This window comes from Enterococcus sp. AZ084 (assembly GCF_051714905.1).
In the GTDB taxonomy this organism is placed as follows: Bacteria; Bacillota; Bacilli; order Lactobacillales; family Enterococcaceae; genus Enterococcus_B; species Enterococcus_B pernyi.
This window is the reverse complement of record NZ_JBIOSS010000001.1, coordinates 796,303-818,211: the sequence shown is the minus strand read 5'-3', so window position 1 is coordinate 818,211 and position 21,909 is coordinate 796,303. Positions and strand designations below refer to the sequence as shown.

At 39.0% G+C, this 21,909-nt stretch carries 21 protein-coding genes; 7 read left to right on the top strand and 14 right to left on the bottom strand.

What is annotated here, in order from left to right; all coding sequences use genetic code 11:
- Positions 1 to 152 precede the first annotated feature (152 nt).
- The 9 genes from rsmI to dnaX all read right to left on the bottom strand — a co-directional run bounded on the left by rsmI (position 153) and on the right by dnaX (position 7,077).
- Entirely contained in the window at positions 153 to 1,022 is an 870-nt protein-coding gene (rsmI, locus tag IGI79_RS03845) for a 16S rRNA (cytidine(1402)-2'-O)-methyltransferase (protein ID WP_065096084.1), read from the bottom strand.
- A gap of 139 nt (positions 1,023 to 1,161) precedes the next feature.
- Entirely contained in the window at positions 1,162 to 1,509 is a 348-nt protein-coding gene (locus tag IGI79_RS03840) for a DNA replication initiation control protein YabA (RefSeq protein ID WP_010736045.1), read from the bottom strand.
- The gene (locus tag IGI79_RS03835) at positions 1,502 to 2,326 is read right to left on the bottom strand and encodes a PSP1 domain-containing protein (RefSeq protein ID WP_065096085.1); all 825 of its coding nucleotides are present in this window, start codon (positions 2,324 to 2,326) and stop codon (positions 1,502 to 1,504) included. Before IGI79_RS03835 ends, IGI79_RS03840 begins: the two co-directional genes overlap by 8 nt.
- Before the next feature lie 39 nt (positions 2,327 to 2,365).
- Positions 2,366 to 3,304, bottom strand: coding sequence for a DNA polymerase III subunit delta' (holB, locus tag IGI79_RS03830; RefSeq protein ID WP_066026213.1), 939 nt, complete (start codon positions 3,302 to 3,304; stop codon positions 2,366 to 2,368).
- Between the two features lie 8 nt (positions 3,305 to 3,312).
- Positions 3,313 to 3,642, bottom strand: a complete 330-nt coding sequence (locus IGI79_RS03825) for a cyclic-di-AMP receptor (RefSeq protein WP_010736048.1) — start codon at positions 3,640 to 3,642, stop codon at positions 3,313 to 3,315.
- Positions 3,639 to 4,301 carry a dTMP kinase gene (gene tmk / locus IGI79_RS03820; RefSeq protein ID WP_029594255.1) on the bottom strand — a complete coding sequence of 221 codons (663 nt, stop codon included), beginning with the start codon at positions 4,299 to 4,301 and terminating at the stop codon, positions 3,639 to 3,641. Before tmk ends, IGI79_RS03825 begins: the two co-directional genes overlap by 4 nt.
- 89 nt (positions 4,302 to 4,390) lie before the next feature.
- Positions 4,391 to 4,987, bottom strand: coding sequence for a recombination mediator RecR (gene recR / locus IGI79_RS03815; RefSeq protein WP_019722633.1), 597 nt, complete (start codon positions 4,985 to 4,987; stop codon positions 4,391 to 4,393).
- 23 nt (positions 4,988 to 5,010) lie between these two features.
- Positions 5,011 to 5,322: a YbaB/EbfC family nucleoid-associated protein gene (locus IGI79_RS03810; RefSeq protein WP_010736051.1), complete on the bottom strand. Its 312-nt coding sequence runs from the start codon at positions 5,320 to 5,322 to the stop codon at positions 5,011 to 5,013.
- An 18-nt stretch (positions 5,323 to 5,340) separates the two neighbouring features.
- Positions 5,341 to 7,077, bottom strand: coding sequence for a DNA polymerase III subunit gamma/tau (dnaX, locus tag IGI79_RS03805; RefSeq protein WP_066026212.1), 1,737 nt, complete (start codon positions 7,075 to 7,077; stop codon positions 5,341 to 5,343).
- A gap of 465 nt (positions 7,078 to 7,542) precedes the next feature.
- Between dnaX and IGI79_RS03800 the strand changes: the two genes are divergently transcribed.
- From IGI79_RS03800 to IGI79_RS03780, 5 genes are all read left to right on the top strand, one after another.
- Positions 7,543 to 8,790, top strand: coding sequence for an SPFH domain-containing protein (locus IGI79_RS03800; protein WP_010736053.1), 1,248 nt, complete (start codon positions 7,543 to 7,545; stop codon positions 8,788 to 8,790).
- Positions 8,791 to 8,807: 17 nt separating this feature from the next.
- Complete coding sequence (locus tag IGI79_RS03795; RefSeq protein WP_104775783.1) at positions 8,808 to 10,001, top strand: ATP-binding protein; 1,194 nt, start codon at positions 8,808 to 8,810, stop codon at positions 9,999 to 10,001.
- Positions 9,998 to 10,801, top strand: coding sequence for a TPM domain-containing protein (locus tag IGI79_RS03790; protein ID WP_104775782.1), 804 nt, complete (start codon positions 9,998 to 10,000; stop codon positions 10,799 to 10,801). The genes IGI79_RS03795 and IGI79_RS03790 overlap by 4 nt, the downstream gene beginning before the upstream one ends.
- A 225-nt stretch (positions 10,802 to 11,026) precedes the next feature.
- Positions 11,027 to 11,332 carry a hypothetical protein gene (locus IGI79_RS03785; RefSeq protein WP_010736056.1) on the top strand — a complete coding sequence of 102 codons (306 nt, stop codon included), beginning with the start codon at positions 11,027 to 11,029 and terminating at the stop codon, positions 11,330 to 11,332.
- Between the two features lie 28 nt (positions 11,333 to 11,360).
- A complete protein-coding gene (locus IGI79_RS03780) occupies positions 11,361 to 12,683 on the top strand; it encodes a PTS sugar transporter subunit IIC (protein ID WP_104775781.1) in 1,323 nt (440 codons plus the stop codon).
- A 139-nt stretch (positions 12,684 to 12,822) separates the two neighbouring features.
- Here IGI79_RS03780 and IGI79_RS03775 read toward each other — a convergent pair whose 3' ends face one another.
- Both IGI79_RS03775 and IGI79_RS03770 read right to left on the bottom strand, forming a co-directional pair.
- Positions 12,823 to 15,042, bottom strand: coding sequence for a M60 family metallopeptidase (locus IGI79_RS03775; protein WP_104775780.1), 2,220 nt, complete (start codon positions 15,040 to 15,042; stop codon positions 12,823 to 12,825).
- Positions 15,043 to 15,456: 414 nt separating this feature from the next.
- A complete protein-coding gene (locus IGI79_RS03770; RefSeq protein ID WP_104775779.1) occupies positions 15,457 to 16,647 on the bottom strand; it encodes an MFS transporter in 1,191 nt (396 codons plus the stop codon).
- A gap of 256 nt (positions 16,648 to 16,903) precedes the next feature.
- Between IGI79_RS03770 and IGI79_RS03765 the strand changes: the two genes are divergently transcribed.
- Both IGI79_RS03765 and IGI79_RS03760 read left to right on the top strand, forming a co-directional pair.
- Positions 16,904 to 17,626, top strand: coding sequence for a DUF6577 family protein (locus IGI79_RS03765; RefSeq protein ID WP_104775778.1), 723 nt, complete (start codon positions 16,904 to 16,906; stop codon positions 17,624 to 17,626).
- An 11-nt stretch (positions 17,627 to 17,637) separates the two neighbouring features.
- Complete coding sequence (locus tag IGI79_RS03760) at positions 17,638 to 18,684, top strand: nucleotidyl transferase AbiEii/AbiGii toxin family protein (RefSeq protein ID WP_104775777.1); 1,047 nt, start codon at positions 17,638 to 17,640, stop codon at positions 18,682 to 18,684.
- Between the two features lie 179 nt (positions 18,685 to 18,863).
- On the opposite strand, the gene IGI79_RS03755 is transcribed toward IGI79_RS03760, so the two are convergent.
- The 3 genes from IGI79_RS03755 to IGI79_RS03745 form a co-directional block, all read right to left on the bottom strand.
- Entirely contained in the window at positions 18,864 to 19,127 is a 264-nt protein-coding gene (locus IGI79_RS03755) for a type B 50S ribosomal protein L31 (protein WP_010736059.1), read from the bottom strand.
- Between the two features lie 96 nt (positions 19,128 to 19,223).
- Positions 19,224 to 20,519: a transcription termination factor Rho gene (gene rho / locus IGI79_RS03750; RefSeq protein WP_438845717.1), complete on the bottom strand. Its 1,296-nt coding sequence runs from the start codon at positions 20,517 to 20,519 to the stop codon at positions 19,224 to 19,226.
- Positions 20,516 to 21,787 (bottom strand): UDP-N-acetylglucosamine 1-carboxyvinyltransferase, encoded by a 1,272-nt coding sequence (locus tag IGI79_RS03745; protein ID WP_019722643.1) that lies wholly within the window; start codon positions 21,785 to 21,787, stop codon positions 20,516 to 20,518. The genes rho and IGI79_RS03745 overlap by 4 nt, the downstream gene beginning before the upstream one ends.
- Positions 21,788 to 21,909: the final 122 nt, after the last annotated feature.

Below are 21,909 nucleotides of genomic sequence, written 5' to 3'. Positions count from 1 at the left end.
TTGTTCCCTTCTACTCTTTTCAAAATACGAAAACTAAAATTTAAGAAATGATTCATCAATAATAAGAGGAGAGACGAAAATCTAAACCTGATTTACGTCTCTCCGCTTCATTTATCTAGAATAGTGGATGTAGCTTGTTCTTCTTATTTCGTTTAATTATCTAATTCATGGAACTGACGATAAACTTCTTGTTTCTTGATTCCGTTTTTGACTGCAATCGTTTTGATTGCCCCATTCGGTTTTTCTCCTTGATCGATCAATTGTTGTACTTGTTCTTTCAAGGTACCTTGAAGCTGTTCAGTTGGAACGATCTCTTCGTTACTTCCCTCAACAAGTAAACAGCATTCTCCCTTGATCGGCTGTTTTTCTAAATAACCAAGTAATTCTTCGATGTCTCCGCGTAGGTATTCTTCATGGATCTTCGTCAATTCTCGACAAAGCACCACTTGACGATTGCCGAACACTTCCAACATGTTAGTCAACGTTGCGGCTACGCGATAAGGTGATTCGTAAAAAATCAATGTTGCTTTCTGTGCGACAAGAGAGGCTAATATGTCTTGTTGTTCCTTTTTCTTTCTAGGTAAGAAACCATAGAATAAAAATGGTTGCGGAACGAGCCCAGAGGCAATCAATGCGGTCATACCCGCTGTAGGACCTGGCAATGCTACAACTGGGATATCTTCTTTGATACAAGCAACGACAAGCTCATGTCCAGGATCACTGATAGATGGCATGCCCGCATCGCTTACTTGTGCTATCGTTTTTCCTTCTTTTAGCCAGTCGATCAATTGAGGAATACGTTCTTTATAATTATGTTCGTGCAAACTTTTTTGGGGAGTTTGGATCTCGAAATGATTCAATAGCTTTTGTGTATTACGGGTATCCTCACTCGCGATCAAATCCGCTTCTTGTAATGTCCGCACACTGCGAACAGTCATATCCTCCAAGTTTCCGATCGGTGTTGGAACGAGGTAAAGTGTACCAAACACGTGATTTCCTTTAAAGCTCTTTTGGTTATACATATGATTCTCCTTATCAAACAGAGTAAAGGAAGCTACTCTAATTAAAAAATTTATCCTGGTAGTTCAACGACGAATACCGCAAAACAAGAATGCTTTGCGGTATTCATTGACTGTGATAGAAGCCACTGGATCCTTTGATTTAGCGTCCACTTTCACGATAGATCACTTCTAAACAGAACGCACAAGGTTCATCATTTTCACGTCTTGAACCATACAAATCATAACAAACATGGAATCCTTCTTCATAAATCTTTTCAAGATTCATTCGGGATTTTGATAGTTCTTGTTTGGCATTTTCAGCTGGAGCTTGCGCCACTTGGTTCAATTCACGAAGATGTTCACGTAATCGTTGATTTTCCATCTCTAAGGTGGTATTTTTCTCAACGATTTCATGCAGTGCATGTTTCATCTCTACTAATTCAGTCAATGTATTTCGTAACTCTGACTCCAATTGGTTCAACCCATCATATAATGATCTCTTATCCATTCATCTCACCTACTTGGATGAAATTTTTTAGTTCATCCCATTCATATTCAACAGGATTCTCCCGTCCGTTCAGTCGCACACTAACTAAGCGACTAAGCAGGTTCAATCCTACGACTTTCCCTTTACCATCAGGAGTTTCAAGTGTTTTCCCAAAGTCAGGGAGTTCTTTTTTTGCGGCTTCATATGCTTCACTTTCATACTGTAGACAGCACATCAAGCGACCGCACAAGCCAGAAATTTTAGTTGGGTTCAGTGATAATCCTTGTTCTTTTGCCATTTTGATCGAAACAGGGACAAAATCTCCTAAGAAAGAAGAACAACAGAGTGGTCGCCCACAAGGCCCGATACTTCCGATCATCTTCGCCTCATCCCGAACACCGATTTGTTTCAATTCAATCCTTGTACGAAAAACGGCCGCCAAATCTTTCACTAATTCACGAAAATCAATACGTCCATCTGCCGCAAAATAAAAAGTCAATTTGCTTCGATCAAAAGTATATTCAACTTGGACGATCTTCATTTCTAGTTTTCTCTCTCTAATTTTTTCTTTCGCAATCAAAAAAGCTTTTTTTGCATCTTCTTCATTTTTGTTGCATTTTTTTAGCTCAGCAGTTGTTGCTTTATGCAAAATGGGATTGATGGTTTCAGGTAAATCTTCCAGATCAATATCTCTTTTGGGAATAGCAACCGTTGCGATATGTAAAGTTTGCTGAGACTCGACTAACACTTTATCATTGTATGCATATTCTGAATCTCCGGGTGTAAAATAATAGACATGACCAGCATCTCTATAACGGACACCTACTACTTCTACCATTTGTGGCCTCCTTGATTACGCAAAATATAAATTGACAAATCAAAAAATCGTTTGTAATACAAATTGCTCAGCGACGGCTTGAAAACTCACATTGCTACGCAGTTTTTGTTCTGCTAACAAAATACGTTCAATCGTTTGATTCAGCCGTTTGACTTTACCATACTCCCCAGATGTTATCGCCTGTTTTTGAGCTTCCTGATAATAATACATTAAAATTGAAAAACCAGTAAATTGTTGATTTTTTTCTTTAAATACTTTCACCAATCGTTTTTGGACATAGATAAAGGCTTGTGTATCTCTTTTATCTAAGTAGACAAACCATTGATAAATCAAGTCCTTAGCCTCATTAAACCATTCATCTTCTGAGATTTCAACTGCTTTTCCTAAACTGTTTGTCAAGAATGACAAAAGTTTTGCTTTTTCCGCAGAAATTTGCTGATCTTGTAATTTTTGAATCAATGAATCCTTTGACAATTCTTGGAAATGCAAGGTTTGACAACGAGATTGGATCGTAGGTAAGATCCGACCAACGGCTTCCGTTTCTAAAATCGCTAGAAAATCACCAGGTGGTTCTTCTAAAAATTTCAATAGACTATTGGCCGCACTCGCGTTCATTTTTTCTGCTTCCTGGATCAAGAATACTTTTTTCCTTGATTCATATCCACTACGACTAAACTCTGTCTGTAAGCGCCGGATCTGATCGACCTTGATCGACTGACCATCGGGTGCAAGAACGAGTACATCTGGATGTTCTTGATTTTTGATCCGTTGACAATTATTGCATCTGCCACAAGGTTGTTGGTTGTTCATATTCGTACAATATAAATGTTGTGCTAACCAAATGCCTACCTCATGCTTTCCTGTACCTTTTTCACCTTCAAAAAGATAAGCATGAGCGAGACGCCCATGCTCAAAACTTCGTTGAAGTTGTTGATACACGAGAGGTTGCATTTGCGCAAGTATGTTTTCTTGAGCCATAGTTCCTCCTAGAAATGGTGGAATCCTTCAACTGGTAAGACAAAGACTGTTGCTCCGCCCACTTCTACTTCTACAGGATAAGGAACGCCACCGTCCATTGAAATATCTAACGTTACTGGAGTAGAAACAAATTGTTTTCTTGACTCACATGTTTTTTTGATGATCTCTAATGCTTCTTCGACACGATCGTCCTCAATACCAACGATAAATGTGCTGTTTCCCGCTTTAAGGAAACCACCAGTAGAAGATAATTTAGTCGCACGAATGTTTGCATCGATCAATTCATTGGACAAACGGTTGCTATCTTTATCTTGAATGATTGCTAAAATGATTTTCATTTACGTTCACCTTCCTGACTTTCAAAATATTGTGGAAATTGGTTGATAATTGCGTGGTAACTCAATTGTAACACTTCTTCAAAACTATTTCTTGCATCGATCTTATGGATACGCTCTGGATGCTCCTCTACCAATTTCAAATAGGCATGACGGACACGCTGGTGGAACTCTAATCCTTCTGAATCTAAGCGATCGATTTGATTCTGGCGATTTTTAGCGATGCGACGTAATCCTGTGTCAGAATCCACATCAAGATAAAGAGTAAAATCAGGAGTCGTTCCTTCTGTAGCAAATTCATTCAGTTCAGCAATCTCGTTTACGCCGATCCGACGACCCGCACCTTGGTAGGCCAACGAACTATCGACAAAACGATCACACAAAACGATTTTCCCACTCGAAAGTGCAGGTAAAACTTTTTCGACCAAGTGTTGTCGTCGAGCAGCTGCGTATAATAAACTTTCTGTTCTCTCGTCCATGCGATCATTTTTGGGATCAAGAATCACTGCACGAATCTGTTCAGCAATTGGTATCCCCCCTGGCTCCCGAGTTTGAATGATCTCTGTTTTTGCTACTTGTTGTAAAAGAGGATATAGTTCTTTGATGATACTCGTTTTACCTGCACCATCAGGTCCCTCGATCGTAATAAATAAGCCGTTCACACTTGTTCCTCCATCTCTTCTCTTGCTTTTCTATTGTATCTGAAAATCTTTGTTGATCAAACTACCGCGATCTGACTCGTAGCAAAAAATCATAGTTCACGTCTGCCTTCGACCGCTTTCATTAAAGTCACTTCGTCTGCGTATTCGATATCGGAACCAACAGATAAGCCATGTGCTAACCGTGTGACTTTGATACCAGCAGGCTTGATCAATCGTGAAAGGTAGATTGCTGTTGCTTCTCCTTCAGTGGTCGCATTCGTTGCGATGATCACTTCTTGGACCTCTGCATCATGCAAACGTTGTAAGAGAGGAGGAATATTGATATCTTCTGGACCCGTACCTTCCATTGGTGACAATACACCATGTAGCACATGGTACAAGCCACGATACTCACGCATCTTCTCCATCGCCATGACATCTTTTGGTTCTTCAACGACTAAAATGATGCCACGATCTCTCGATGGATCTTTACAGATCTCACAAGGATCTTCTTCTGTGATATTTCCGCAAATACTACAAAAATGTAGATCGCGTTTGACGCTCAATAAAGCTTTAGCAAATTCATTGACCACTTCATCTTTCATATCGATCGTATAAAAAGCCAGTCTTGTCGCTGTTTTTTGACCAATACCTGGAAGTCTCATATAACTGTCGATCAGTTTGGCAATTGGTTCTGGATATTGCATGTTCATTTCCCCTTCAGGAAAATTTAAAAGGGTAAGCCCTTAGTGTATTTTCCCATTGTTTTTTCTGATTCTGTATCGATTTTTTCTAATACGTCATTGACAGCCATCACGATCAAATCTTGTAGCATTTCTGTATCTTCTGGGTCAACTACTTCATCATTGATCTGGATATCTTTCATTCGACGATTACCAGTAAAGACGACTTTGACTAGATCATTCGTAGAACTACCAGTAAATTCTGTTTCATTTAGTTTTTCTTGGGCTTCGCCCATTTCTTTTTGCATTTTTTGGACTTGTTTCATCATCCCTTGCATATTTCCCATTCCGCGCATCATTATTATCGCTCTCCTTTTCTAATCATCGATTACTGTGACTGCTGAACCGAAAAGTTCTTCAGCTTTCGTCACTACATTTTCTTGGTTTGTTTGTTCTTGAGGAAGCAATTCGATCTCGTCTGATTCATCATCAGACGCAAACGATTCTTCGGCTTCTCCATCCTTTGCTTGGACGAGATAATTTTTTCTTAGACCAGGCCAACTTTCCCGTGTGATATAGACAGGCTCTGGCGCATAATCTTTGATCATGCGACTAAGTTGGTTGTGGATCGCTAATTGAAGCTCTTCGTCATTAGCTGCGCGCTGACAGACGATTTCATAATCAAAAGCAATCACTAGTCCATTAGGTCCTGCCGCAACTGGTTCACTTGCTTTGAGCATCGCTCGCTGGGTCACTGACAAACTCATCAAAAGATCATCCCAGACTTCTTTTACTTCATTCAAGTGTTTCCTTGTCGCCTCTTTTAGTACATTATACACCCGTTCCGTAGGAATACGGTATGTACTTGGCTGTTTTTTCTGAACAGGTGATTGCGTCGTTTGCTGATTCGCAGTGACTTTCACCGTGCCATTTTTGATTTCTTTGATTTCCTTTTTCAGCTCTTGGATCTCTTGTTGCAATTGTTTTACTTGTTGCTGATCGATTTCACTAGGCACTTGCTGACTTTCATTTGCTGAAGATTGAGCTAGTTTCACTGTCGCAACCTCTAAATAAATAGTCGCACTATTTGTAAAACGCACCTCATTTTGTGTATCGCTCAAAATTTGGATCATTTGAAACAAACGTTGTGCCGGGATTTCTTTCGCCAATGTCGTGAATGTTTCTGTTTTGACATGTGAGGTTTCCTCTAATAGATTTGGTGCTTGCTGAAACATCAATAGATCACGGCAATAAGACAACAGATCTTCTAAAAAGCGCCGTGATTCTTTTCCTGCCGCTAAAATTTGATTCAACTCTTGTAAGGCTTGTGGGATCTCTTTGCTAAAACAAGCGGATAGATACGCATCCATCATCTCATTCGTCAAACTCCCCGTGACTTGCATTGCATCATCCAACGTGATCGTGCCATCACTGAAAGAAATCGCTTGGTCAAGAATACTTAACGCATCTCGCATCCCACCTTCTGCTGCTCGTGCGATGACTGTCAACGCAGGCGCTTCGTAAGCAATCTCTGTTTGATCCAAGATATATTCTAAATGTTCGGTAATATCTGCTGCATTGATCCGTTTGAAATCAAAACGTTGTGTTCGAGAGATGATCGTTGCAGGGATTTTGTGCGGTTCAGTGGTTGCTAAAATAAAAATAACACTTTCTTTTGGTTCTTCCAGTGTTTTCAGTAAAGCATTGAACGCTCCAGTCGAAAGCATGTGGACTTCATCAATGATATAAATTTTGTAAGCGGCTTTTGTTGGTGCATAATTTGCTCGATCTCTGATGAAACGGATCTCCTCGACACCATTGTTACTTGCCGCATCGATTTCAATGACATCTTCTTGTGTCCCAGTCGTGATCGACTGACACATCTCACAATGATTACAAGGTTCACCATCTTTGCTGTTTGGGCAATTGATCGCCTTGGCAAATATTTTTGCCGCACTTGTTTTCCCTGTCCCTCTTGGTCCTGTAAACAAATAGGCATGTGAGGTTTTATGGGAAACAATCGCATTTTTCAATGTTTGTGTCACAGCTTTTTGTCCAACGATATCCTCAAATCGCTGTGAACGCCACACACGATAAAGTGCTTGATATGCCATAAGGATCCCCCTTCTTTTGAAAAATTCACTAACTTTTATTATACGTGATTTAGCCAAAAAAAACTACTATACTTTATTCGGTTGTAACAGAAGTGAGCAACACTTAGAAATAAGCCTTAACATTCAAAAAAGCTGCTCGTATTTTGGGATGTTTCGGCTAAATACCAATTTCGAACATCGTTTGTCTAGGTTGCGAAAGAAACCTTAAACTCTAGACTATTAGACAGAAACAGTCAAAATAGCTATTTCATCGTTGATTTTTTTGAGCTGTGTCCAAAGAGTTGCGCCTTGAACAGTATTTATCCAGATTCTGAAAAAAAGTTCAGTTCTAAAACGTATGGCTGAACGTGGAAAATAGTTGCTCTGGTTTTCTACATCTTTCGACTGAGAGCATTTTCAGTCTCCTATGGTATAATACAAACATATACGTAGTAAAAAAATACTTGCTCACAGGGAGGACTTTTTATGGGACTTATTAAAGCAGCAACTAGCATGATCGGCGGCGGATTAGCAGATCAATGGATCGAAGTCATTGAACCAGACAATATGAGCGACACCACAGTCATGACAAAAGGTGTCAAGGTACGTAAAGACGATAAAAGAGGATCCAATCGAAAAGGTACAGAAGATGTATTGACAGATGGCACAGTCGTTCATGTCTATCCGAACATGATGATGCTTTTGGTAGATGGTGGAAAAATCATCGATTACACAGCTGAAGAAGGCTATTATACGATCAAAAACGATGCTGCCCCTTCCATGTTCAATGGTTCATTGAAAGGTGCAATCGCTGAAACCTTTGACCGCTTTAAATTTGGTGGCGTAACTCCACAAAAACAACAAGTATTCTATATCAATCTACAAGAGATCAAAGGAATCAAATTTGGCACAAGCGCGCCATTAAATTACTTTGATAATTTCTATAATGCAGAATTATTCTTACGTGCACATGGAACGTACTCGATCCATATCACCGATCCAATCTTATTCTATACAAATGCAATTCCTAAAAATAAGACGCAAGTTGAAATTGCAGATATCAATGAACAATATTTAGCAGAATTCTTGACTGCTTTACAATCAGCGATCAACCAAATGTCTGCTGATGGGCAACGTATTTCCTATGTCCCATCAAAAAGTTTAGAACTAAGCAAATATATGGGCACAGCGTTAGACGATTCTTGGCGTGAGCTTCGTGGGATGGAGATTGTTTCTGTCGCAGTTGCTAGCATCTCTTACACAGATGATTCGGTCAAACTCATCAACATGCGTAATGAAGGTGCCATGTTAGGTGATCCTAGTGTCCGTGAGGGCTATGTGCAAGGTTCGATTGCTCGTGGGATGGAAGCTGCAGGTAAAAATGATGCCGGTGCGATGACTGGCTTTATGGGTATGGGAATGGGCATGAATGCCAATGGCTCCTACTTAGCTCAGTCCGCACAAAATAATCAAGAACAAATCAAGCAACAACAAGAAAAACAAAACCAACAAACAGCTCAAGGTACTAACGATACATGGACTTGCCCTGTCTGTGGTACCGAAAACACCGGGAAATTCTGTTCAAACTGTGGTGCTGCAAAACCAGTGGCAAATAGCCAACCAAAGCTTGAAATGAAATGTAGCGAATGTCATGAAGTAGTGGATCTTTCAAATGGAATTCCTAAGTTTTGTCCAAATTGTGGAAAACCATTCAAAGGTATCCCACTCGACTAGTTGAAAGGGGTGCCTGAATGGATGCTTTAACACATAAATGCCCCAATTGTGGCGGACCATTGACCTTCGATCCAAAAGATCAAAAATTTCATTGCGACTATTGCCTAAATATTTATACAGAAGCAGAAGTCAGCCAATATGAAGAGGAACAAAAAGCGGCCCGCGACATCAATGGGACTCAAGATCAACCAGTTGCAAAGGATGAGTTCACCTTTACAGCAGAAGAACAGCTCGATCAAATGGATGAAACAGAACGTCAAGCATTTGCCGATGCTGGTGGAATGACTGATACAGAGGCAACAGCTGAACAGACGGCTACTGACGAACAAAGCAACATGGAACTATTTTTATGTCCAAACTGCGGTGCAGAAATCGTCACAGAAGCCACTACAGCTGCTACCTATTGTTACTACTGTCATAATCCAGTCGTGCTATCCGGACGACTAAGTGGTGACTTCTTACCAAATAAAGTTCTGCCTTTTGCTGTAGAAAAAGAAGAAGCAATTAAACAGTTTCTCGCATGGACGAAGAAAAAATGGTTTGTACCAAAAGCATTTTTCAATCAGGAGCAAATCGACAAATTAACTGGCGTTTATTTCCCATATTGGGCAACCGACGCTGAACTAGATGGTTCTTTACAAGCCAACGGGACAGTTGTCAGAATCTGGCGTATCGGTGATATCGAGTATACCGAAACAAAACAATATGCCGTACACCGTGAAGGAAAGCTTTCCTTCAAAGAATTAGTAAAAAATGCTTTGTCAAAAAATACTCAACAAAAAATGGTGGAAGCTGTCCAACCATTTCCTTTAGCTAAAGCTATCGGATTCAAGAGTCAATATCTCGCTGGATTCCAAGCAGAGAAACGTGACATTGAGTACCAAGCAATCAAAGCAGATATCCAAAATGAGTTACGTGACTATTCCGAAAAATTGTTGCGAGATACAGCCAATGGCTATACTACTTTGACCGGAGTACGTGCTTCTGCAGAAATCACTGGCGAAAAAAATGAATATGTCTTGTTACCGGTCTGGCTTGTTACTTACCGTAGCAACGATTCTAACAAGAAAGTCTATTATTATGCAATGAATGGCCAAACGGGTAAAGTTAGCGGTGTATTACCGATCAGTCATAAAAAACTCGCTTTGACCTCTTTCGGGATATTCACTGTTTTAGCGATCCTCTTTATGATTGGAGGCTATTTGATATGATGAGTAAAAAAAGTCTCTCCATTTTCTTTTTATTAGCCATTAGTTTACTGTGGACACCGATCGTAGGAGCTGCTACCCCAACAATCAATGATGAGGCGAATTTATTTACAAGCGAACAAGTCAACACACTGAGCCAACAAGCGAAAGAAATCAATGACAAGATCAAAGGACAAGTATTTATCGTCACGACTACCTCAAATAGTGCAGAACCTAGAGACTTCGCTGACAACTATTTAAGAACCGCAATAGGAAATGATCAAAATGGTTCTGTTTTACTTTTAGATATGGGGCAACGAGAAATCTATATCTCCACTTCTGGAAATATGATTGACTATTTGACGGATCGCCGGATCGATTCGATTTTAGATGATGTCTATGATCAGATGACGAATGCAAACTATTATGCAGCAGCCCAAGCCTATTTGACCAAAGCTTCTACTTATGTAGATGAAGGAGTGCCTGGCGGTCATTATCGTATAGATGAAGCCACAGGTAAAATCACTCGGTATAAAGTTTTGACTACCGTCGAAATAGTGATTGCGGTGGCTTTGGCAGCTATCTTAAGCATCGCTTTTTATATGATCACCGCCTCACGATACCAATTGAAATCCGGGACATATAAATACCCATTTCGTGAAAAGGCAAGTATCAAATTGACGGACAAAACAGATCGTTTAACGAACTCCTTTGTCACGACTCGTCGTATCCCTAAAGCGCCACCCCCAGGAAACGGTGGTGGTGGCAGCACGACTCATTCGAGTGGTGGCGGTACCTTTGGCGGCGGCGGCCGAAGCTTTTAATTAAACGAAAACAGAACACAAACCAAAACATGGATCAGATTATGAGGGACTCCCTCTATCTGATCCATATTTTTTGATTCTTTCATCAAATACTTACAAACTTGTCCATACATCATAGGTATAGAAATAAAATTACGTTAGATAGATAAATATATTGATTTTTAATTTCATAAATGTATACTTGATTTATGAAAGCGTTTCAAATAAACAAAAGGAGGTCTCACCATGAATAACAAAGAAACCGTTCCATCAATCATTCATTTTGGGATGAAATCGGCTTGTTACTTGCTTCTTGCTTGTATCGTCAGTGGTATCTTCATTCCCTATTTATTCTATTTATTGCACTGGGAAGTTCGACTGGGTGTCTTTCTCTTTCTTCCTCCCTCTTTAGCTGCTGTCATCACTGGCAATTATTATTTTATTTCAACTAATACAGGTTTTACTAAAGGATGTATCCGAACATTTCTTATCGCTACAGTCTGTCTGATGTTCGTCGCTTATCTATGGTTGTATCAAGGCATCATCTTCTAAATTCTATCGATAAAAAAGGAGTGTCAATATGTTAACAAAGTTTACAGAAATCATTGAGTGTTATTTGGCAGGTCCAATGGCTACAATTGCCAACCAAAGACATTTACGTGCCATTCGTGATGGGATCATCGCTACATTGCCACTAATTATCGTCGGTTCGTTTTTCTTGATCATTGCTTTTCCGCCCTTACCGCCCAATTGGGGGATCTATCAGTTCTTGTCCGAAAATGCAGCAACTATTTTATTACCTTATCGCATGACCATGTATATCATGTCTCTATATGCGACATTTGGCATCGGTGCCAGTTTAGCCAAAACCTATAAACTAGATGTTGTTTCTGGTGGGTTACTCGCTACGATTGCTTTTTTGTTGACCTTTATCCCTGTCAATATTCCTCTTGAGGCTGCGGAAGCTGCTGGTACTTCTGGTTTTGTTTTGCCTATGGCCAATCTTGGCGGTGGTGGGATGTTTGTCGGAATCATTACTTCAATTTTTGCAGTCGAAGTGTATCGTTTGACGGATAAATCGAAATTTAAAATCACAATGCCTGAGCAAGTACCTCCTGCGGTCGCTCGTTCTTTCGAAGCATTAACGCCAACCTTGATCGTGATTTTAGTCATGGCATCGATCAGCTATTACATCGGCTTTGATTGGCACACTGCCGTTTCAAAAATTGTCAGCCCTTTGATCAGCGCAACCGATACGTTGCCGAGTGTCTTGTTGCTGATTTTTCTAATCACTTTTTTCTGGGCATTCGGTATCCATGGCGTATCCATCATTGGTTCACTTGCTCGCCCCTTATGGTTGCAGATCTTAGAATCCAATACAACTGCAGCAGCAGCTGGTGAGGCTTTACCCAACATTGCAGCTGAACCTTTTTATCAATGGTTTGTTTGGATCGGTGGCGCAGGTTGTACGATCGGTTTAGCGATTCTGCTTGCCTTCACAGCCAAATCAAAATATGCTTCAAAATTAGGTAAAGCAATCATCACTCCTTCTATTTTCAATATCAATGAGCCAGTTATCTTTGGCGTACCGATCGTATTGAATCCAACACTAATCATTCCGTTTATCTTTGCTCCAATGGTTTGCGCAACCATCGCTTGGTTTGCGACTAAACTAGGTTTAGTCAGTGCTGTTACCATCACCGCACCATGGACGCTCCCTGGTCCTATTGGTGCTTACTTAGCTACAGGTGGTGACTGGCGGGCAGCCGTATTGAACATTTTATTGATCATTCTTTCCATTTTCATGTATTATCCATTTGTTAAGATTTATGATAAAAATGAATTAGCAAAAGAACAGGCTTTAGAAACTGGAACACCAAGAGAGACACCACTATCTAACTAATTTGAGAAATACTTAAAGTAAGTTTGAGTCAACTTCTTTTATTTCATAAAAACAGCACCTACTTTCCTTAAAGAAAGAAGTAGGTGCTGTTTTTCATTACTGTTTTTTTATTCTAGTAAAACTGATTTGTTGCAACTTATTATTTCAATACCCAGACACTGCTTGTTTCGGGATTGCTATTAGTATTCCACCATTTTGCTTCATAAGACTTTCCTTTGTAGACGACTTGATCCCCACCAGAATATGCTTTGTTCGCTACCCAATCTTGTGTTTGTGTTTTATCTACTTTTTCCCATGCTTGAGATGTATCAGGACGTTCACCTCTGACCCACCATTTAGCACGGTATTGGATGCCGTTATAAATCACTAAGTCTCCTGCTGTGTAAATTTGGTCACTGCGCCAAGTATCTTGAATAACATTTTGCTCGTTGGTCTTGATTGTCACTGCCTGACTTTTTCCTGACTCATTACCTGCTCCATCATAAGCACTGACTTGATAAGTATAGCTAGTATTGCTTGCTAGATTTGTATCAGTGAAATTCAAACCTGTTACTGAATTGATTTTCACCCCATCACGATAGATATTGTAGCCAGCTACACGTAAATTATCTGTCGCAGCAGTCCAAAGGATCTGTGCGCTATTAGTCGTTACACTTCCCTGTGTCAAACCTGTAGGGATGCTTGGTGCTTCGTCATCTTTTTCTTCTTGTCTTGTAACAACAGTCAAGAAACTCGTTCTTGCTGATTCGTTCCCTGCTTCATCATAAGCGCTTACCTGATACACATATACTTCGTTGCTCTTTAGATTTCCATCTAAATATTCTGGCTTATCCGTTGTACCCACTTTTACGTTGTTCCTATAGATATTGTACCCTTTGACTTTCGTGTTATCTGAAGATGAGTTCCATGCTAATTTGACAGAATGACTTGTTACCTCATTCGCCGCAAGACCTGTTGGGATCGTCGGTGCTTCTTTGTCATTATTGTTCGTACCACCATCGATATCCCCTACTTCACCTGTCATCTCATCTCGGTATTCCCAGATTTTTTTAGTCAAGCTTGGTAGTTTTTCCATTTCGATTCGACTTTCAGCAGTCACTTGGATGCCCCATTTTTCAAAGAAAGGTTGCAAGTTTTGACCACTGATTTTTGAAGCTGCAACAACAAAATACTGACGTTTTTCTTGTTCCGTCGGCAGTGATCGTTGTTCGTTTCGATACATTTTATGTAAGTTTGGATAGAAATCTTCACCAAATGCTAATTCCAATTGCCAGAACATTCCTAATTTTGTCCAAACGTTTTGGCTATCAAATTGTTTTTGTCCGGTTCCATTCAAATAGTTGAAAATAATTGGATAACGATTATCTCTTTCTAGACGACTACGCTCGCCCAGTCCTTTTTCTGCACGCATAGAATAGATGTTTACTGTGACCTCCGTCAAGTCTTTCCAATTCATTCGTGATAATTGATAGGTATGACCAAGTTCATGCCAAATCCCCCATTGTCCCATAGTCGTAGGATTCAGTACTACTCTCATTGCATCTGAGGTGCTGCTATAAGCTGTATGTTGGTAAAAAGCGTACATATAATAGCCAGACTGAATAGTTTCTCGCAAATGTTGGAACAACCCAACTGGCTTACGATGGACAGTAGAACTACCATCTAAACCAGATGTTTGATTATGGAACGTAATGACTTTCTCATGTGCATTAAGAATCGTCTCAGGATCCTTTGCATCTTGGAGTGTTCGATTCGATCCTGTCACTAACACACGGTCACTGACTAGTTCATAGCCTACTGCTGTCGGATTATCGGCAATCATTTTTGTCCATTCTTGCTGAGTTGTTTCGCCAAGAATAAATCGAGGAATCGTTACCCCGCCTTTGATTTCAATACTTAGTTTTCCTTGCGCTGTTTGACCAGATTCATTACGAATGTGGATCAGACCGACTTGCGAACCAGAAATCACATTACGTCCCTTAACAAGTTGTGTTCCATTTGCCGAGCCTTCCGAAAAATTCGTTAAAGCAGGTGTAGTAACTGTATATGTCGGTAGTTGTGTTTGATCAGTTGATTCATCTACGTATATCTCGATCACATCATTCGCACGTTTATATATTCCGGTCGATTGATTAGTACTCGGACCATATGGATTATCTAAAATAGTTGATCTATATGTATTTAGATTCTCACTCTGTTTGAGTTCTAGTTTAGTAGAAATATTTTGATTGTTTTGTACGATTGCAGATGTGGTAGCTTTTTCATTATCCCCCGAATGAATAACTTCCTCTGCGGTAGTTACATCAGAAAACATAACCATCCCTAACAGTGCAGCGCTAAATAATAAACTTTTCTTCATTTTTAAAATAACTCCCCTAAAATCATTTTTTATTACAAAATAACTATAACATCCACAATAATGTGTTATTTACCAATTTTTCTTCACATCTAAAAAAAATGGAAGAAAATTTATTTTATTTGTGCATCTATCTAAAAAAGCCCATAAAATTGCTGTTTATATCACTATCCTTATCAAATAATGAGGTAAAAAAAATAAACAACAGCACGTTTGTCATATTTTCTCACAGTAATAAAAAAACGTGTTCGGGCTATCCATCCTCTCCCACCATCTGAAATCAAATAAGCGGTAGGAACAGAAGTAACCCTTTTAGAAATAAGGCACCATCCACAAAAATCGTTCTCCGAATTTTTGTGGATGACGCCTTATTTAATGAGACTTCCCGATCTCGTGTTAGAAACAATATTAGGCTTTTCAAGCAAATAGATTTTTCTTATATTGACCAATGAGCGCCACAAGTATAAGAAGTAATCCTGAACAAAGATAAACGAGTTTCACGCCAAAAAGATCAGCAATTTTCCCCATAACTAGCATCGCAGTCGAAAAAGTGCCCATATGGATAACTCCTGATATCGCATACACAGAAAGTAACTTTTCTTCTGAAATCTTTTGCTGAATGATCGTTGCTTGCGGAATATTTTTTATCTGGAAAAAGATTCCGATCATCAACGTACAGAGCAAAACAAATGACGCATAAGGGAGCAACACGACTAGCAAAGTTGCTACACCACCCAAAAAAGAGCCTCCTACGATTGCTTTTCCTTTACTTTTATCAAAAAATTCCGGACTTTTCATCACGATCAAACTTCCGAGTAACGCGCCAATAAAATAAGCAGTATTGATATAGCCCCACCAGTTAGCTGGTTGTTCCAATAATACCGATACAAAAACCAGCACAATAGAAGAGGCCCATGCGGTATTGGCAATTCCTTCTATTGTATCCATGATCACGACTATCCGTATCAAAGGCTCTCGCCAAACGTATTGCCAACCTTTTTTCAACTCTTGCCATTTTGAGTGATTTGCTGCTTTTTCAACAGCTTTAGGTAGAAATAAAAATAAAACAGAACAAACTAAAAATAGTCCAACATCTATCCAAACTAACTCAGAAACAGAAAACCAAATAAGTAGAGAAGCACCTACCGCCCAACTGCCGATATTAACGACTTGAAGCATCGTGCTAAATAAACTATTTGCCCGAATCAACTGATCTTTTTTGATATATCGAGGAATAAGTGCCATACTGACTGGTTCCGCACATCCGTCTAAAAATGCAATACAAGCTATCAAAAGATAAATCACGCCTAGGTTACTTGGTTTAGGCAAATAAGAGAGATAGACTGCTAGAACGGTCAAAATAATGGTCTTCATTATTTGACTCCATTTCAACATGCTATCAAGCGATATTTTCATGGATAATAAGGGTGTCAAAAAGCTAGCCAACATCATTGCTCCTGTTACAACGACTGGTACAACGGCTGAAGCAAATGCTGAATTTGTCCAAGAAAAAACTGCACTGATGATTGCTACTGTATAAATCGTATCACCGATATTCGCTACTGCTTGACCGAACATCAAACACAAAAAAGCTTTTTTATCCTTCATTTTTTCTCCTTTTTCTGCGCCTCTTCTCTTACATGTTTTTGTTGCATGAGATTATTAATTACCAAATAATCAATGTGAGGTCTTGCCATCTCTTTTGTAATCTATATTATCACAAGTCAGACTTTAAAAATTAGAGATTAGAATAATAAAAATATTCGGGTCATAATTTGATTTACACCCAATTATTTGGTAGAATTAAACAAACATTCGGGTTGAAAATTCGTTTAAACCCAATTATTTGCCCAGGAGAATTATTATGTCTAGTAATTTATACAAAAATGAGCTAATTGATTATTTAAAAAACAAATCAGAAGTTTCCACGCAAGAACTCTTGGTATTTTATCGGCAATTCACTCCCGAATTACCATTAAATACATTACGTTGGCGAATTTATGCGCTCAAGCAACAAGGAATCATATATAGTCCCAAAAGAGGTGTCTATGCACTCAATGAAAAGGAGACATTTGCTTTAGTACCTAATGATAAAATTTTACGCATAGCCAACCTTTTACAAACTAAGTTTCCGTATATGAATTTCAGTATATATTCTACAGGATGGATTGGGAATTTATCCAATCACATGTATCAGACAAATAATTTAATCATCGAGATTGAGATTGATACCTTAAATGCTGCCTTTCATTATTTGAAGGAACGGTTTCCAAATACTTTTGTATCCCCAGATCAAAAGATGTATGACTACTATATTAACCCCTCAGAAGAAAATATTATTGTCAATAGGTTATATGTTGATGCTCCTTTAAATAGGTTTGATGGGAGCTTTTATACTCCTAAAATAGAAAAATTAATTGTCGATTTGCTTGTAAACAATCCGATTATTCTTCCAATCAGTTCTTCAGAAATCCAGACAATTATCTCTACTGCTCTAGATACGTACAATATTAATTATTCAACACTTACCCGTTACGCAAACAAGAGAAATGTACACCAAGAACTAAAAAAAATATTGCCTATATAAGGAGAAGAAGAATGATTCAAGAATCAAGTTTTACTACTGACTGGTATGCCTCTGTAGAAAATAACTATCAAAACTTAGATCATAACTTATTGGACAAAGTAACTCACGCTTTATATTTACTAGAAAAGCTTACAGATACTCAATTAGAGTTTATTTTCAAGGGTGGAACTTGTTTGCTTTTATTACTGGAAAAAATCAAACGATTCTCTATTGATATTGATATTGTTATTACTGAAATAATCTCCAAAGAAAAACTTGCTAATACGTTGCAAACAGTTATTGACTGTTCTATTTTTACCCGATTTGAAGAACAATCACGCTATCAAACTGAGATTCCAAAGGCCCATTTCAAGTTTTTCTATCCATCGCCATTAGATGGTACAGAATCCTATGTGTTACTTGATATTTTATTTGAACCCTCTCCCTACAATCATTTAATAGAACTTCCAATCAAAAGTCCTTTTATTATTACTTTACCACCAAACAAAACAGTTTCCGTCCCAGATATCGAAAACATTCTAGGCGATAAGTTAACTGCATTTGCCCCAAATACTACTGGTATTCCTTACAATAAAGGAAAAGAAATGGAAATTATTAAGCAGTTATTTGATATTGAAAGTTTATTTGATCAAGCAATTGATTTAGGTAAAATAAGAGCTGCATTCAACAAATGTGCTAAACAAGAACTTATATATCGTGAATTGAGTAGCTTGAATCCTGAAGATGTTTTAGACGATATCTTAAAGACCGCATGTATCATTGGAGGGCGTGGTAGTAGCTATAAAGAAACATTCTTAAAATTAGAAGATGGAATACGTAGAATCAAGTCTCATATCATTAGTAGAAACTATATTTTAGAAGAAGCTGTGGTCAGTGCTTCTAAAGCTGCATATTTAGCTTGTCTGTTAAAATCTAATCATACTAATATTGACCATTACAATTCCTCTAAACCTTTATCTGAACTAACTGGCGTTCCACTCTTTAAAAAAATGGGAAAGATTAAAAAATTTAGTCCAGAAGCATATTATTATTTTGTGAAGGCTCAAGAAATTATTTAGATATAACAAACGAATAAACTTAACATTTATGATTATTCGTAAACACATAACCAGTAATCAGAAGAAACAGCAAATCGTTTTGCAGTTTTTATGAGCTCTACATAAGAATTACAAAAGATCAAAAAAACAGACTATCCTGATAGGATAGTCTGTTAAACCTTGACTTAACAATGGTTTGATTATTCTGCAGCGTTTTCGTCTTTGAGACCGTATTTTTTGTTGAAACGGTCCACACGTCCGTCTGCTTGTGTGAATTTTTGACGTCCAGTGTAGAATGGATGTGAGTCAGAAGTTACTTCGACACGGATGACTGGGTATGTATTACCGTCTTCCCATTCAACTGTTTCTTGTGAAGTTTTTGTTGAACCTGACAAGAATTTGAAACCAGTTGTAGAATCCAAAAATACGACTGGATGGTAATCTGGATGGATATTTTCTTTCATGCTATTCGCTCCTTTGCCCTGCTTCATTTGCTGAACCAGAGTTGATTTGTCGATTTACAACATTTACATCTTACCATGTTTCCTATAAGCTTGCAATTATCTTTTTAAATTTCTTGTGGGATTTTTTTTGCCAAAAGAAACATCTTGGAAATCTTCAAAAAATTGTTGGTTATTTTTAGTTTTTCGCAAGAAACGGATCAATTGTTCCGTATATTCTAATGAGTCGCCAATCATATGCTTACGGAGTTTCCAGATTTCTTCTAGCTGATCACTATCCATCAATAACTCTTCTTTACGAGTACCTGATTTTTTGATGTCGATGGCAGGGAAAATACGGCGTTCTGATAATTCACGAGATAGTTGTAATTCTAAGTTCCCTGTTCCTTTGAATTCTTCATAGATGACATCATCCATCCGACTACCAGTATCAACTAATGCTGTTGCCAAAATCGTCAAGCTACCGCCTTCTTCGATATTTCTAGCAGCACCAAAGAATTTCTTCGGTTTGTACAATGCCGCCGGGTCGATTCCTCCACTCAATGTACGACCACTTGGCGGTACAACTAAGTTATATGCGCGCGCTAATCTTGTGATACTGTCCATCAAGATAACTACATCTCGTTTGTCTTCGACTAAACGCATGGCACGCTCTAAAACCAATTCAGAAACCCGCGTGTGGTTTTGTGGTTGCAGATCAAATGTGGAAGAAACCACATCGCCTTTGACACTACGCTCAAGATCGGTTACTTCTTCAGGTCTTTCGTCGATCAATAGGACGATCAATTCCACTTCTGGATGATTTTCAGTGATTCCATTAGCGATTTCTTTCAAGATGGATGTTTTTCCTGCTTTCGGCGGTGCAACGATCAATCCACGTTGTCCAAAGCCAATCGGCGAGAAAATATCGATCATGCGTGTTGCAATTTGTTGCGGTGTCGTTTCTAAACGAAGTTGCTTCTCCGGATAAAGCGGCGTCAATGCTGGGAAATGCGGGCGCTCTTTCGCATCTTCCGGATCTCTCCCATTGACACTTTCAACGTGCATCAATCCGTAATATCGTTCTGATTCTTTAGGCGGTCTTGCTTTACCAGCTACTTTGTCACCGTTTCTTAAACTGAAGCGACGAATTTGGGAGGCAGAGATATAAATATCTTCGACACTTGGACCATAGTTGATCGGACGCAAAAAACCATAGCCGTCTTGTCCAACGATATCTAAAATCCCCTCCATATAGTAAAAGCCTTGTTTTTCAGCCTGAGCTCGAATAACAGCTAGGGATAATTCCTTTTTGTTCATCTTACTGTAATAAGGAATCTTAAATTCTTTTGCATAACTGTAAACATCTTTTAGTGTTTTGTTTTCCAGTTCGGCCATTGTCAAATAATCGCTCATTCGGCTTCCACTTCCTCCACCATTTTGATACTTGCTCCGATTGCTGTTAATTTCTCGATGATATGATCATAACCACGCAAAATATATTCGACATTATAAATCGTTGTCGTGCCTTCTGCCATCAATCCTGCGATCACTAAACAAGCCCCTGCGCGTAGATCTGAAGCAACAACTTCAGCGCCATGGAGTTTATTCGGCCCATTCAGGATGATCATATTACCTTCTACTGAGATATCAGCACCCATTCGTGCTAATTCAGGAACATGATTCACTCGCTTCGAATAGATCGTATCCACGATCTCAGCAGTACCAGTTGTCATCAATAATAACGGTGTCAACGGTTGTTGTAAGTCTGTGGCAAAACCTGGATACGGATAAGTCATCACATTCGCGGCTTTTAAATTCTTTGAAGGATAGACTTCGATCTCGTCTTCACTGATTTTCATGCTCACACCGATTTCTTGAAGTTTAGCAATAAAACTTTCAAGATGCTCATAGATCACATTCTTGATTTTCACGCCATTCCCTGCGGCAGCAGCTACAGCCAAATAAGTCCCTGCTTCGATACGGTCAGGAATCATGAAATGACGGCAGCCATGCAGTTCTTCTACTCCTTCAATACGGATAACATCAGTACCTGCTCCACGGATCTTGGCACCCATATTGTTCAATAATGTCGCAACATCAATGATTTCAGGTTCACGCGCCGCATTTTCGATCGTCGTCTGTCCTTTTGCTTTCACTGCTGCTAACATGATATTGATCGTTGCACCAACAGAAATCACATCCATAAACACACGATTTCCGTGAAGCGTTTTGTTTTCTGTTCGTAGGTACATCGCACCATGTTCATTGGTTACCTTTGCTCCTAACGCTTCAAATCCTTTGATATGAAGGTCGATTGGACGCGGACCAAGATAACAGCCGCCTGGTAGACCAACAACTGCTTCGCCAAATTTAGCTAATAAGGTGCCCATAAAATAGTAAGAAGCACGCAAGCTATTGATCTTCCCACTTGGCATCGGTACTGAAACGACACCACGTGGATCGATTTCTAATACATTGTTTTCAAAACGGACAGTTGCGCCCATGATTTCTAAAATTTCTATCAATGAATGAACATCTTGAATGTCAGGTACACCTTCCAAGATCACAGGAGAATCTGCTAAAATCGCTGCTGGTATCAAGGCAACTGCACTATTTTTAGCACCACTGATCGTTACTTCACCAGTCAATGGACGATTTCCTTCGATGATTATTTTTTTCATTTGTTCCCCACCTTGTTTATTCCTCAAATTTTATACATATGCTTGTATTTTATCATAGATGAAACGAAGAAACGAGTATCGTTCCTTTTATTTAAATAAAAAAAGAGAACAATCGCCGGATC

Bases quoted from the DNA above. Each gene is read 5' to 3' on its own strand.
- rsmI (WP_065096084.1), bottom strand. From the start codon at position 1,022: ATGTATAACCAAAAGAGCTTTAAAGGAAATCACGTGTTTGGTACACTT.
- IGI79_RS03840 (WP_010736045.1), bottom strand. From the start codon at position 1,509: ATGGATAAGAGATCATTATATGATGGGTTGAACCAATTGGAGTCAGAG.
- IGI79_RS03835 (WP_065096085.1), bottom strand. From the start codon at position 2,326: ATGGTAGAAGTAGTAGGTGTCCGTTATAGAGATGCTGGTCATGTCTAT.
- holB (WP_066026213.1), bottom strand. From the start codon at position 3,304: ATGGCTCAAGAAAACATACTTGCGCAAATGCAACCTCTCGTGTATCAA.
- IGI79_RS03825 (WP_010736048.1), bottom strand. From the start codon at position 3,642: ATGAAAATCATTTTAGCAATCATTCAAGATAAAGATAGCAACCGTTTG.
- recR (WP_019722633.1), bottom strand. From the start codon at position 4,987: ATGCAATATCCAGAACCAATTGCCAAACTGATCGACAGTTATATGAGA.
- IGI79_RS03810 (WP_010736051.1), bottom strand. From the start codon at position 5,322: ATGATGCGCGGAATGGGAAATATGCAAGGGATGATGAAACAAGTCCAA.
- dnaX (WP_066026212.1), bottom strand. From the start codon at position 7,077: ATGGCATATCAAGCACTTTATCGTGTGTGGCGTTCACAGCGATTTGAG.
- IGI79_RS03800 (WP_010736053.1), top strand. From the start codon at position 7,543: ATGGGACTTATTAAAGCAGCAACTAGCATGATCGGCGGCGGATTAGCA.
- IGI79_RS03795 (WP_104775783.1), top strand. From the start codon at position 8,808: ATGGATGCTTTAACACATAAATGCCCCAATTGTGGCGGACCATTGACC.
- IGI79_RS03790 (WP_104775782.1), top strand. From the start codon at position 9,998: ATGATGAGTAAAAAAAGTCTCTCCATTTTCTTTTTATTAGCCATTAGT.
- IGI79_RS03785 (WP_010736056.1), top strand. From the start codon at position 11,027: ATGAATAACAAAGAAACCGTTCCATCAATCATTCATTTTGGGATGAAA.
- IGI79_RS03780 (WP_104775781.1), top strand. From the start codon at position 11,361: ATGTTAACAAAGTTTACAGAAATCATTGAGTGTTATTTGGCAGGTCCA.
- IGI79_RS03775 (WP_104775780.1), bottom strand. From the start codon at position 15,042: ATGAAGAAAAGTTTATTATTTAGCGCTGCACTGTTAGGGATGGTTATG.
- IGI79_RS03770 (WP_104775779.1), bottom strand. From the start codon at position 16,647: ATGAAGGATAAAAAAGCTTTTTTGTGTTTGATGTTCGGTCAAGCAGTA.
- IGI79_RS03765 (WP_104775778.1), top strand. From the start codon at position 16,904: ATGTCTAGTAATTTATACAAAAATGAGCTAATTGATTATTTAAAAAAC.
- IGI79_RS03760 (WP_104775777.1), top strand. From the start codon at position 17,638: ATGATTCAAGAATCAAGTTTTACTACTGACTGGTATGCCTCTGTAGAA.
- IGI79_RS03755 (WP_010736059.1), bottom strand. From the start codon at position 19,127: ATGAAAGAAAATATCCATCCAGATTACCATCCAGTCGTATTTTTGGAT.
- rho (WP_438845717.1), bottom strand. From the start codon at position 20,519: ATGAGCGATTATTTGACAATGGCCGAACTGGAAAACAAAACACTAAAA.
- IGI79_RS03745 (WP_019722643.1), bottom strand. From the start codon at position 21,787: ATGAAAAAAATAATCATCGAAGGAAATCGTCCATTGACTGGTGAAGTA.